13 protein-coding genes are annotated in these 12,240 nt (G+C 67.3%); all 13 read left to right on the plus strand.

Annotated elements, in window-relative coordinates; translation table 11 throughout:
• The 13 genes from K7G59_RS32635 to K7G59_RS32695 all read left to right on the plus strand — a co-directional run bounded on the left by K7G59_RS32635 (position 1) and on the right by K7G59_RS32695 (position 12,169).
• Entirely contained in the window at positions 1–369 is a 369-nt protein-coding gene (locus K7G59_RS32635) for a hypothetical protein (RefSeq protein ID WP_225840311.1), read from the plus strand.
• Positions 370–375: 6 nt separating this feature from the next.
• Positions 376–834: a hypothetical protein gene (locus K7G59_RS32640; RefSeq protein ID WP_225840312.1), complete on the plus strand. Its 459-nt coding sequence runs from the start codon at positions 376–378 to the stop codon at positions 832–834.
• Entirely contained in the window at positions 834–1,574 is a 741-nt protein-coding gene (locus K7G59_RS32645; protein WP_225840313.1) for a hypothetical protein, read from the plus strand. Before K7G59_RS32640 ends, K7G59_RS32645 begins: the two co-directional genes overlap by 1 nt.
• Positions 1,575–1,792: 218 nt before the next feature.
• On the plus strand, positions 1,793–2,008 hold the full coding sequence (locus tag K7G59_RS32650; protein WP_225840314.1) for a hypothetical protein: 216 nt from the start codon (positions 1,793–1,795) through the stop codon (positions 2,006–2,008).
• Between the two features lie 3 nt (positions 2,009–2,011).
• Positions 2,012–2,377, plus strand: coding sequence for a hypothetical protein (locus tag K7G59_RS32655; RefSeq protein WP_225840315.1), 366 nt, complete (start codon positions 2,012–2,014; stop codon positions 2,375–2,377).
• Positions 2,378–2,400: 23 nt separating this feature from the next.
• Positions 2,401–2,808, plus strand: a complete 408-nt coding sequence (locus tag K7G59_RS32660) for a hypothetical protein (protein ID WP_225840316.1) — start codon at positions 2,401–2,403, stop codon at positions 2,806–2,808.
• 10 nt (positions 2,809–2,818) lie between these two features.
• Positions 2,819–3,229 carry a hypothetical protein gene (locus K7G59_RS32665; RefSeq protein ID WP_225840317.1) on the plus strand — a complete coding sequence of 137 codons (411 nt, stop codon included), beginning with the start codon at positions 2,819–2,821 and terminating at the stop codon, positions 3,227–3,229.
• Between the two features lie 141 nt (positions 3,230–3,370).
• Positions 3,371–7,204 carry a phage tail protein gene (locus K7G59_RS32670; RefSeq protein WP_225840318.1) on the plus strand — a complete coding sequence of 1,278 codons (3,834 nt, stop codon included), beginning with the start codon at positions 3,371–3,373 and terminating at the stop codon, positions 7,202–7,204.
• A 15-nt stretch (positions 7,205–7,219) separates the two neighbouring features.
• Positions 7,220–7,723: a hypothetical protein gene (locus tag K7G59_RS32675; protein ID WP_225840319.1), complete on the plus strand. Its 504-nt coding sequence runs from the start codon at positions 7,220–7,222 to the stop codon at positions 7,721–7,723.
• A gap of 138 nt (positions 7,724–7,861) precedes the next feature.
• Positions 7,862–10,573, plus strand: a complete 2,712-nt coding sequence (locus tag K7G59_RS32680) for a hypothetical protein (RefSeq protein WP_225840320.1) — start codon at positions 7,862–7,864, stop codon at positions 10,571–10,573.
• 12 nt (positions 10,574–10,585) lie between these two features.
• Positions 10,586–11,146 carry a hypothetical protein gene (locus K7G59_RS32685; protein WP_225840321.1) on the plus strand — a complete coding sequence of 187 codons (561 nt, stop codon included), beginning with the start codon at positions 10,586–10,588 and terminating at the stop codon, positions 11,144–11,146.
• A 12-nt stretch (positions 11,147–11,158) separates the two neighbouring features.
• On the plus strand, positions 11,159–11,356 hold the full coding sequence (locus K7G59_RS32690) for a hypothetical protein (protein ID WP_225840322.1): 198 nt from the start codon (positions 11,159–11,161) through the stop codon (positions 11,354–11,356).
• Between the two features lie 15 nt (positions 11,357–11,371).
• On the plus strand, positions 11,372–12,169 hold the full coding sequence (locus K7G59_RS32695; protein ID WP_225840323.1) for a hypothetical protein: 798 nt from the start codon (positions 11,372–11,374) through the stop codon (positions 12,167–12,169).
• Positions 12,170–12,240 lie beyond the last annotated feature (71 nt).

The raw sequence follows: 12,240 nt of genomic DNA on the forward strand, positions 1-12,240 counted from the left end.
ATGCAGCTCGACGTCTCCACCCGCGGCCCGCTCTTCGACGGCCGGGCCCGCGCCGCCGCCAACGCCTACGTGGACCGGCTGGAACGCACTCTCGCCGAGGAGGGCCTGAACATCCTTCGCAGGGAGATGCGCGCCGTGTTCAAGCACCCGACCGGCTACTACGAGTCCCGGTGCGTGGTGGTCGACGGCCGGAAGATCTGGGACTCCCGCGTCGTGTACGGGCCGTGGCTGGCCGGCGTCGGCAGCAGGAATTTCCCCGTGACCCGGTTCAAGGGCTACGACCACTGGGTCAAGACCCGTCACCAGCTGAACGAGCGTAAGCAGGGCATCGGCGAGCGGCTGCTGCGCCGGTACACGGGACGGATGTGATCGCCCGTGGCACTGGATCTCACCACCTACCGCAGCGTGGCCCTGTCGCACGCACAGTCCCTCGGCCTGTTCGAGCAAGTCCTCGGCCACGAGCCGGTGTCTGCGCCCGGCTCAGGGCTGATCTACGCGCTGTGGGTCAAGCGGATCACCCCGATCCCGGCCCGGTCCGGTCTCAACTCAGTGTCCACGCGCCTGGAGCTGACCGGGCGGGTGTTCCTGCCGGCGGACACGGAGCCGCAAGACGATGTCGATGTGGCGGTGACCGGCGCGGTGGATGGCCTGCTGAATGCCTACTCGGGTGACTTCCAGTTGGGCGGCAACGTCGCGAACGTGGACCTCCTCGGCATGCACGGGGCGCCGCTGGACACGGAATTTGGTTACACCCGCTTCGACTCGACGACGTACCGGGTGGCCACGCTCACCCTCCCCCTCATCGTCAACGATCTCTGGACGGAGGCCCCGTAGTGGCAAAAGAGTCCGGCCTCGGCCACGCCCTCTACGTCGCAGGCAACGACCTGTCCGGCGACTACACCGCCATCGGCAACATCGGCGGAGGCCCCGCCCCGCTCACCATCACCGGCATTGACAAGAGCGCCTACGAGCGGATCGGCGGCAAACTCGACGGCCGCCTGGAGGCCACCTCGTGGTGGAACCCGACGCTCTCGCACCCGGTGCTGTCGGCACTCCCGACGGGAGACGTGCACGAAATGTACTGCTGCGGAACCGCCATCGGACGGCCTGCCGCGGCGATCGTCGGGAAGCAGGTGAACTATGACGGGCAGCGCGGCGACGACGGCAGCTTCACGTTCCAGACCTCGTGCCAGAACAACGCGTACCCGTTGGAGTGGGGCGTCCTGCTGACGGCAGGTAAGCGAACGGACACGGGCGCAACGAACGGCGCGTCGCTGGACCTGACGACGGTGTCGACGGCATTCGGGGCGCAGGCATACCTCCAAGTGTTCAGCTTTGCTGGCGCCGATGTGACAATCAAGATCCAGGACTCGGCGGACAACTCGACGTTCGCCGACGTCACCGGACTCACCTTCACCGCGGTCACCACGGCACCGGGCACACAGCGCGTCGCGACCGCCTCGAACGCGACCATCCGCCGCTACGTCCGCGCCGTGACCACCACATCCGGCGGCTTCACGTCTGCACAGTTCGCCGTGTCCTTCATCCGTAACCCCGTGGCGGTGAGCTTCTGATGCAGATGAGTAACCGGATCGACCCGAACCTGCCGGTCGGCTCCTATCAGACGTACAGCATCACGGCCCAACGTGATACCCGCGTGGTGGCCGCATGCGAGCAGGTTGACTGTCCACAGTGGCGAAACGGCTGGGATTCCGTCATCGACGAGAGCACCGAACTAGGTCGGACGCAGGCCGCATACATCCGGGGCCAGTCCGGGCGCACGTTCCGCGAGATGAAGACGGACGCCGGACTGACCGTCTTCCGGTTCGAGTCAGGGCAGCGGTGTTTCGCAGAGCACTACACCCGCCCGGAGATCTACCTCGTCCGAGACGGCGACTGGCGGGGCAACCCGACCGGCCGGAGGCGGCAGCACACCCGACCGGCGGACTGGGTGGAGGACATGGCCGAGAACCAGGGCCGTCTCATCGAGTTGCAGGAGCGGGGCTGACCTGTGGACGGCTACCGGATCGAGATCGATGGCGAAGACTTCACCGCCGAGTGCGAGGAAATCAGCTTCGCGACCAAGCGACTGGTCTATGAGGAGGACAACGGCCGGAGCCGTATGAGCTTCCTCGGCCCGGCCGGCTTCCAACTGACGCTCATCAATCCGACCGATCGGGTCCGGGCCCTGGTCGATGACGGCCGGGCCACACGCACGGTGAAGATCGTTGCTGCGGGTAACTCGATCACGCACCCCACGCGCTTCCTCAAGGAATGGACCACCACGGACGGCACACGGAAGGTCTTCGGCGCTCTGGCCTGGGACAGCGACCGTGACGCCAAGTGGGTCGACGAACCGCAGCTCGCCGAGGCGTAGCTCGAAACAGAAGGGTGTAAGTCATGGCAAAGCAAAGCGGCCTCGGCTGGACGACGTGCTCCGTCGACGATGCGTCCGGCACCCCCCAGCCGATCATCAACGACGTCACGAACCTCCAGTTCTCCACGCCGCGCGGCGTGCAGGACGTCACCGGGATCAACAAGTCGGCGTACGAGCGGCTCCTCCTCCTCGCGGACTTCTCGATCACGCTGAACATCGTCTTCAACCCAGCGGCGAACCAGGCGCACGACGTGTTCAAGACCGTTCCGTCCACGTCGGTCCTGCGTACGACGACGCTCACGGTGGCTTCGAAGACCCTCGCGAACGAGGTGCTCTACACGGATTACCCGCTCACCCGGTCGGACTCCGGTGAGTTCACCGCGTCCGTGCCCGGCGTCCTCGGCGACGGCACCGTTCCGACCTGGGCTTGAGGAGCAGCGCATGGGATTCAAGACCAAGGTCAAGATCTACACCATCCGCTTCGACGCAGGCCACGACTACCACGGCGCAGAGGCCCGCGTCCGCGGCATGAGCTTCGGCGAGTACCAGGAAGCCACCGGCCTCGACGGCGGCGACGGCGACGGCGGCAGCGCCTCCATCAAGCGCTTCGCGTCGCACCTCGTGTCCTGGAACCTCGAAGACGAGGACACCGGCGAGCCGATCCCGCCCACCGAGGAGGGGATCAAGGCGGTCGACCACGACCTCGTGGTGGCGCTGAGCAACGCCTGGATCCAGACGCTCCTGGGGGTCCACGATGCCGACCCTTTGCCCGAGACCTCGCCCTCTGGCGAACCGTCCCGGGTGGCGTCCGAAATTCCGATGGAGCCACTGTCGGAGAGCCTGGCGAGCTGACCCGAGCCCGGTACCTGCTCGGCCTGCTGGAGAGGTTCCCGGGCTACACCCTGTCCTCCCTCATGGAGGAGGACACGGAACTCATGCGCCTCGTAGCCATCGAAGAGATGGGCGGCGCCCGCGATCGAGAGGAGGTGGACGATGTCTGACGACGTAACGATCACAGTCCGGGTCAACAACCAGACTGCGGCGGGCTTCCGGGACATCAACGGCCAGCTGCGCGCGCTCGACGGCCGGTTCGCGTCCTCGGCTGGGAGCATGCGTCGTTCGTCGGACGGCATCACTCGCTCCCTCGTCGACGTGCGCGCCACGCTCCTCAGCTTGGCGCCGGCGGCGGTGCCGGTGGCTGCGTCGTTGGCGCCGATCGCGGTGCGGGCGGGCGCGGCTGGGCTGGCGGTGGCTGCGTTTGGCACCGCGGTGATCCCTCAGATCGCGAATCTGAAGTCGGCGGCGGACGCGCAGGACAAGTACACGGCCGCGGTCACGAAGTACGGGGCCGGGTCGAAGCAGGCGGTTCAGGCTCAGCAGTTCGTGGCGGACACGTTGAAGAGCATGCCTGCGGCGACGCAGCGCGCAGCAGCCGCGTACTCGAACCTGCGGGACCAGTTCCACGCGTTCTCCGACTCGACGGCCAAGTTCACCATGGTCCCGGTTGAGCACAGCTTCGCCGTGATCGGCGCGCTCCTCCCGAAGCTGACACCGATGGTGCAGTCGACCTCCACCCAGCTGGACCGGCTGATGAAGGTGGCCGGCGGGGCGATCAACACGCCGGGATTCGATGCCCTGTCGAAGAAGGTCACCGACTTCGCAAACAGCTCTCTCAGGAGTGCGACAGACAGCGCAATCCACTTCATCCGGGTCATGTCCGAGGGCAAGGCATCCGGCCCGATCAGCGAGTTCATGGCATACGCCAAGGAGCAGGGCCCGGCGGTCCGGGAGCTGCTGTCGAACCTGGTGCAGGCCCTCGGCACCGTCGCGAAGGGCGCGGCTGAGGCCGGGCCCGGGATGCTGACGGTCGTCAACGCGTTCGCGAAGCTGGTGGCCGCGGCGCCTCCGCAGCTGGTCGGCAACCTGATGCAGATCTACGCCGCGTTCAAGCTGATCAAGCTGGCCGGGGCAGGGATCGGCGCCGTCGCCGGGGGTATCCAGGCGCTGGCCGAGCGGATCACCGCGCTGCGGACGGCATCGGCTACGGCCGGAGGCGGCCTCGTGGGGCTGCGGGCGGCGTTCTTGTCGCTGGGCACAGCGGCGAAGGCGACTGTCGTCGTGGCGGGAATCGCCGCGGTGGTGGCCGTGCTGGCCAAGCTGTCGGAGTCGGGGAAGAAAGCCCCGGACATCGACCGGATGACCACGGCACTCGGCAATCTCGGCCGCACCGGGCAGGTCACCGGTGAGGCGCTGCGCGTGTTCGGCAAGGACTTGGACGGTCTGGCCTACGCCGCCGACCGGGTGGCCGGCAAGGCGTCGGGCATGGACAAGTTCAACGACGTCATGAACAAGGTGTTCACCCTTGGCATGGCGAAGTCGAACTCCCTGAAGGACGCCGAAAAGAACATCGACTCCCTCGATAAGGGCCTCGCGAACCTCGTGAGGGGCGGGAAAGCGAAGCTCGCCGCCGCAGCACTGAAGGACTTGCAGGCGGCGTACGCGAAGAAGGGCGGGGACCCGAAGAAGCTCGCCAGCGAGATGGACGACTACAAGAGCGCGCTGGCCGACGCTGCTCTGGAGCAGAAGCTGACCGCAGACAGCATGGGTCTGTTCGGTGACGCTGCGGTGGCGACGGGGAAGAAGCTCGACGCACAGAAAGCCAGCGCGGACGGGCTGAGGCAGAGCATTCAAGCGCTGAACGATGTGAACCGTGCCGGGCTCGGCGGCATGATCGGGTTCGAGGCCGCGATCGACGCTGCGGCGGAAGCGGCGAAGAAGAATCACGGCGCCTTGTCGATGACGAATGGGGTGCTGAACCTCGGTTCGCAGAAGGCGCGCGATGCTGCGTCGGCGTTGCAGGATCTGGCGGACAAGACTGACTCTGCCGCCGCGAGTGCGCGGGAGTCTGGGTCGTCGTGGGAGACGGTGAACGGGATCTACTCGCGTGGCCGTGGGCAGCTGATCAAGTCGGCTGAGGCGATGGGTCTTACAGCCGGTCAGGCCAAGCAGCTTGCCGACCAGATCTTGAAGATCCCGGACAAGACGGCCCGGGTGAAGATGAACACGGAGGACGCGAAGGCGGACCTCAACGCGTTCAACTCGGCGCTGAAGAGGACTCCGGGCGCGAAGTCGGTGACGCTGAAGACTCTGTCGTCGTCGGCCGAGCAGGTACTGGAGGCGTTCGGTTACAAGGTCAAGAGGCTGCCGAACGGCTCTGTCAAGGTCACTGCTGTGACCGGTGGCGCGCTGGCCGGGATCCGGAACGTGGCCGGGGCGATCGCCTCGTTGCACGGCAAGACCGTGACGATCACCACGAACCACGTCAACCGCTTCACGTCCGTCCAGTCGACGAGCAAGGTCCCGGTAGCGAAGCGGGACTACGCCACGGGCGGTCTCGTGCGCGGCTACGCGGGCGGCGGCGACGTGCAGTCGTTCCCGGACGGCGGCTACGTCCAGGGGCCGGGCTCGGGCACGTCGGACAGCATCCTCGCGTTCATGGGATCAGGCGCGATGGCCCGGGTGTCGAACACTGAGTATGTGGTGAAGGCCGCTGCCGTGCGGAAGTACGGCACGCGGATGCTCGACGCCATCAATTCGGGTCGCCTGGAAGTGCCCGGGTACGCCAAGGGTGGGCATCTGACGAAGGCGCAGAAGGCCAAGCGTGCTCAGGCGAAGGCGGAGGCGGAGGCCCGGAGCGAGGCGTGGGGTGACCTGACGGTCTCGCACTTCGGGCAGATGGCTGGCTGGAAGCAGGACGAATTCCAGCATGCGCTGGGTGGGCCGGATTCCATCAGTTCGCTGGTGTCGGCGCTGAACCAGTGGCGCAGCATCATTCAGAAGTCGACGCACGGGGCGACGGAGAACCGGCTGTTGAAGCAGCTCGACGCTGCCGGGAAGCAGCTGTTGAAGTGGGAGAAGCAGCTCAACGCCGTGACGGCGAACCTGTCGAAGGCGAAGGACAAGCTGGCGTCGCTGAAGGATGCTGCGGCATCGCTGGCCAGCTCGGTGAAGGGGGGCCTCCTCTCCTCGGCGAACATCACGCGCGGCGCCGGCGACGGCGGCCCGGTGACGCTGGCCTCCATCAAGCGCGGGATGACCATCTCCAAGGACAAGGTGATGGCGTTCGCCGCGGCGCTGAAGCAGCTCAAAGCCAAGGGGTTCTCCAAGTCGATCATTCAGCAGGTGGCTGAGGCCGGTATCGACGGTGGCGGCCTGGAGACCGCGGGTGCCCTGTTGGGAGCCAGCGCCTCCGAGGTCAAGACGATCAACCAAACTCAGTCTCAGATCGAGTCGGCGGCTGGATCGGCTGGGAAGACGACCGCGGATGTCGTGTACGGGAAGGCGATCAAGCAACAGGAGAAATACGTCAAGTCGTTGGAAGCCCAGCAGAAGAAGCTCACGACCTCGATGGAGAACCTGGCCAAAACGATCGAGAAGTCCATCAAGGACGCGTTCGGGAGCGGCAAGAAGAAGGGCAAGGCGTCCGGCGGGATCGTCGGCGCCGCCGCATCCGGCGGACTCCGGTCGTCGCTGACGTGGGTGGGCGAGCAGGGCCCGGAGCTGCTGGATCTGCCGGCCGGGTCGCGGGTGTGGTCGAACCCGGACTCGCGGCGCATGGCTCAGGCGCCGTGGGCGTCGATGCTGAGCGCGCCGCGCCGGGCGCCGTCAGCTGTAGGCGGGGCTGCTCCGGCTGGCGGCCAACCACTCGTGATTCAGGTTCGGCTCGGCGACCGCGAGTTCGGTGAACTGTGGGTGGACGCCGGCCGTAAGGCGGTCCGTGCCCGCGGGTCGATTGAAGCCACGTTGAAGCCGCCACGCGGCAGGTAGGAACAGGGGAGATACATGCACCGGTACAAGTGCTTCAACGGCCCGATGCCGACCACGGCCGCCCAACAGAAGGTGTCAACGGGCACCGCGATCAAGACCATGTTGCAGATTGCCACCCCCAGCACGAGGCAGATCCAGCTCATCAGCTGGGGGTTCATCCTCGACGGCGTCCCTGCGAGCGCGGGGCAGGTGGAACTGATCCAGACCGACGTAGCAGCCACCGTCACCGCGCACGTCGCCTCCGGTGTCCAGCCCTTGGACCCCAACGCACCGGCCTCCCTGATGACGCTGAGCACAACCGGAACCGGCTACACCGCGACCGCCGAGGGCACGATCACCGCGACGCGCACCTTTGACGCCAACCTCGTGCCCCCAACCGCGGGGGCGACGGACATCAACTACGTCTACCAGTGGATGCCGGACGAGCGGCCCATCATCGCCGCGTCCAAGTTTCTGCGGGTCCGGGCAACGTTCGGTGCCGCGGTGAACATGACGTGCTTCGTAACCTGGGACGAGTAGTCGATGCCGGGAAGTGTTGCTGCGCAGGCGATGGCCTGGATGCGCCGCCTGGGCAGCGGTCCGGGCCCACTTGGTGCATCCGGAGAGGCGTCAAACGACCAGCCGGTTCAGGTCGAGATGTGGGTATCCGGCACCTGGGTGGACATCACCGGGTACACCCTGGTCCGGGACGACAGCGGCAACATCGCGATCAGCAGCGGCATCCGCGACGAGGGAAGCCAGACTGAGCCGTCGACCGCGAGCCTGGAGCTGGGGAACGGCGACGGCCGGTTCTCCCCGCGCAACCCCAGCGGCCCGTACTACGGGATGATCGGCCGCAACACGCCGTTCCGCGTCAGCGTCCCGGACGGCATGGGCGGCAAGTCCTACCGGCTGTGGGGTGAGGCGTCGGAGTGGGCGCCGGGCTGGGACACTTCTGGCTCGGATGTGTGGACGGACGTGTCTGTGTCCGGCGTCCTGCGCCGCCTCGCGCAGGCGCCGGCGCCGGAACGCAGCGTCATCTACACCGCGATAACCGACCCGCAGCCGACTGGCCTGGTGGCGTACTGGCCGTGCGAGGACCCCACCGGGTCCGTGTCGCTGGCGTCTGCGCTGGCTACGGGCTCGGCAATGCACTGGAGCGGCATACCCACGCTTGCGTCCTACTCGGGGTTCGCCGCGTCGGATCCGCTGCCCGACCTGACTACCGCCACCATGTCCGGTGGTGTCCCGAAGTACGACGACCCAACCGCCAGTCAGGTTCGTTTCCTGGCCTGCATCCCTGCTGACGGCCTCTCGGACGGCAAGGTCTTGTGTGCGATCGACCAGGTCGACTACGGCGGCGCGAAGTTCTGGGAGCTGTACTACGACGCCACCAGCCGGAGCCTGGTACTGCGGCAGCACAACCTCGACGGCTCGCTGATGGGGGTCACGCTGCCTCACACGCTCGATGTCCGAGGGCGCCTGCTGTACGTATCGGTCGAATTGCAGGAGAACGGGACCGGCACCGACCGCGCGGTTCGCCTGGTGGATGTCAACACGCGCACGGTCTACAGCGTCACCGACACCACCGCATCCACCCAGCTGACCCGGGTGACCCGAGTGCAGTTCGGTCCGGCCAGTCGGTCCGTGGTGGGCCCGGTAGGCGCCGCGTATCTGCCGGGCGTGGCGGTCGGGCACGTGACGGTCGAGAACCAGATCACCGCGGTCGACGCGCTCGGCGTCCGGATCAACCCGATCGGCGAGACCGCGGGCAGGAGGGTGCAGCGGCTGTGCGCCGAGCAGGGCCTCGGTTTCGAGTGGATCGGCGATCTCGACGACACCGCGGCGATGGGCGCGCAGGCCAGGTCGAATCTGCTGTCGCTGGTGCAGGAGTGCGCGCTGGCTGACGGCGGGATGCTGTACGAGACCCGCAGCGGGCTCGGCCTCGGCTACCGGACCCGCAGCAGCCTGTACAACCAGGACCCGGTGCTGACGCTGGACTACGCGGCGGGGCAACTGCGCGGCGACCAGGTCCCCGTGCCAGTCGAGGATGACCGCTACCTGCAAAACAAGGTCACCATCACCGTCAACGGCGTCTCACAGACCTACGAGGACACCAGCAGCACCCTCAGCACCCAGCCGCCCCCGGCCGGGGTGGGCGAGTACGGGCAGGAGTACACCCTCAACCTCGCCTCGACGGACACGGACACCCTGCTGGACCAGGCGGCGTGGCGGGTGCATCTGGGCACGGTGGATGAGGCCCGCTACCCGCAGATCGGAGTGAACCTCGCGCACTCCAGCATTACGCCGGACATGCGGCGGGCGGTCATCGGGATGCGGATCGGCGACCGGATCCAGATCGTCAACCCGCCCGCGTGGCTGCCGCCCGACGTGATCGACCAGCTGGTGCTCGGCATGTCCGAGACGATCACCCGGTTCGAGCATCGAGTCACGTTCACGTGCGCGCCGGCGTCGCCGTACACGGTCGGGTACCTCGACAGTGCGGCGGCTCGGGTCGACACCGACGGCTCACAGCTGCTGTCGGCGATCGGTTCCTCGGACACGATCCTGTACGTGGCGCCGTCACCCGGCATGTCGACACTCTGGACCACCGATAGCGCGGAAACCCCGTGGGACATCCGCGTAGGCGGCGAGGTGATGCGGGTCACCGCCGTCACGCCGTCGGTGCGGGACACGTTCTCTCGGACCACCTCCAACGGGTGGGGCACCGCGGACACCGGGCAGCCGTGGAGCGTCACGGGGAGTGCAGCGGACTTCGCAGTCGGCAGCGGCTATGGCTCCGTCACCCAGCCCAGCACCGGCATCGCACACCTGACCACCATCGCCGCATCGTCCGCAGACACCGACCTGTACGCGGACGTCGCTACCAGCGCCCTGGCCACAGGAGCCAGCCTGTTCGGCGGCCCCGTGATCCGGGCCGTCGACAACAACAACTGGTACATGGCCAGAGTCGAGTTCACCACCGCGAACACGATCGTCCTGTCGCTGCGGAAACGCGTCAGCGGCGTGGAGACCGAGCTGGCCGCCATCACCACTGCTCTCACGCATGTGGCGGGCGCTTTCTATCGCGTCCGCATCCAGGCTGTCGGAGCCGCCCTGAAGGCGCGGATCTGGACCGCGACGGATACGGAGCCCGGCAGCTGGCACGTGATGGCGACGGACTCGTCCCTGACCTCGTCCGCCACTGTGGGCACCCGCTCGTTCTCGGGTGCCGGCAACACCAACGTGAGCCCCCAACTGCGGTTCGCGAACTTCCAGCTGATCAGCCCGCAGACCTTCACCGTCGTCCGCAGTGTCAACGGCGTCGTCAAAGCCCAGCAGGCGGGCTCTGATGTCCGCCTCGCACACCCGACCATCCTCGCCCTGTAAGGAGACACCACCGTGGCTGAGGCATATCCCACGCCGCTCGCAGGGCAGCGCATCACCGCCAGCCTGCTCCGCGCCATGCAACCGCAGGTCGCCCGCAAGACGGCCGACACGTCGCTCGCGGCGACCACCACGCTCACCTCCGACCCGCACCTGACGTTCGACGTGACCGCGGGCGCCGTGTACGCCATGGACGGCATCATCAAGTACGACGGCCCGGCCGCCGCAGACCTGAACATGGGCTGGTCGGTGCCAGCGGGTGCGCTCGGCGAGTGGTACGGATGGGGCGTCGGGCACAGCCCGGTCATATCGACCAGCAACACGCCGGCATTGGTGACCGACACGCAGACGTCCCGCGGCTACACGGTCCGGACCGAGACCAACGACGTCGCGCAGCCCCGGTCTTTTGGCTGCCTGGGCGTGTCTCTTACCCCGCTCACGGTGCAGGTCTGGGGGATGCTCCGCGTCGGCGCGACGGGCGGCACGTACGCCCTGCAGTGGGCGCAGAACACGTCGGACGCCAGCGCGGTGACGCTCTACACGGACTCGTGGCTGCGCCTGCAGCGAATCGCCTGACAAGGAGTAAATGTGGCGTATTACCAGATCACCGCACGTAATGCATCGGTTCTGCCGGTGGTTTCGGTGTCGATCGGCAGCATCGACCAGGAACCGCACGTCGTCGACGACATCGTCATCGTCAACGCGATCAGGAACTGCCTCGCCGGGGTGAGCGGGGTCGATTCCGTCGTCGCGCAGAAATACGAGCAGGTCATCACCGTCATCTGAGCCCGAGGAGGGCCCATGAACATAGAGCATCTCCCCGAGCGAGACGGCCCGTACCGTCTCGGACGTCACATCGAGCACGATCCGCGGTCGCTGCGGTACGCGCACGGTGTCCTGCCGGAGTCCGCGCTCAAGCCGGTCCAATGGCAGCGCCGCGTGCCCGTCTTTGACCAGGGCCAGTTGGGTTCGTGCACGGGCAACGCGGCGGCTGGCGTGCTGGCGACGGATTCCGCGGCCGGGCCGGGCGCCACTTCGGTGACGGTGAAGGGTGTGGCGCGGCCGGTCAACGAGGCGCTCGCCGTGGATCTGTACAAGGTGGCGACCACGCTGGACGGGATCAGCGGCTCGTATCCGCCGGACGACACCGGAAGCTCGGGGCTCGGCGTGGCGAAGGCGCTGAAGGGGTGGGGGCTGGCGTCTGGGTACACGCACGCGTTCAGCCTGAGCGCGCTCAAGTCGGCACTGCAGGCAGGCCCGGCGATGCTGGGGATCGTCTGGCTGCAGTCCATGTTCAATCCGAAGTCGGACGGCAGCCTGCCCGTCGACAAGTCCTCGGCTGTGGCGGGGGGCCACGAGATCGTGTGCTCCGGCTGGGACGGCAGCAGGTTCCGCCTCGACAACAGCTGGGGTGCGTCGTGGGGTGACGGCGGGTCGTGCTGGGTCGCCGAGGCGGACATGCAGTGGCTGCTGTCTCAGCAGGGCGACGTGACCGTACCGGCGCTCACCCGGGCGCCGCGGCCGACTCCCGCTCCGGCGGACCCCGACATGGCGATGGCGCTCGCCGCCCGTACCTGGCTGACCGCGAAGGGGCTGTAATGACCATCAAGGGAATCGACGTCTCCTCTTACCAGGCGGAGCTATTCGACACGACGGGCCTCGACTTCGTG

Origin of the sequence: Streptomyces sp. NK08204 (assembly GCF_020400585.1) — a bacterium.
Taxonomy (GTDB): domain Bacteria; phylum Actinomycetota; class Actinomycetes; order Streptomycetales; family Streptomycetaceae; genus Streptomyces.

Bases quoted from the DNA above. Each gene is read 5' to 3' on its own strand.
- K7G59_RS32635 (WP_225840311.1), top strand. From the start codon at position 1: ATGCAGCTCGACGTCTCCACCCGCGGCCCGCTCTTCGACGGCCGGGCC.
- K7G59_RS32650 (WP_225840314.1), top strand. From the start codon at position 1,793: ATGAAGACGGACGCCGGACTGACCGTCTTCCGGTTCGAGTCAGGGCAG.
- K7G59_RS32660 (WP_225840316.1), top strand. From the start codon at position 2,401: ATGGCAAAGCAAAGCGGCCTCGGCTGGACGACGTGCTCCGTCGACGAT.
- K7G59_RS32665 (WP_225840317.1), top strand. From the start codon at position 2,819: ATGGGATTCAAGACCAAGGTCAAGATCTACACCATCCGCTTCGACGCA.
- K7G59_RS32670 (WP_225840318.1), top strand. From the start codon at position 3,371: ATGTCTGACGACGTAACGATCACAGTCCGGGTCAACAACCAGACTGCG.
- K7G59_RS32675 (WP_225840319.1), top strand. From the start codon at position 7,220: ATGCACCGGTACAAGTGCTTCAACGGCCCGATGCCGACCACGGCCGCC.
- K7G59_RS32695 (WP_225840323.1), top strand. From the start codon at position 11,372: ATGAACATAGAGCATCTCCCCGAGCGAGACGGCCCGTACCGTCTCGGA.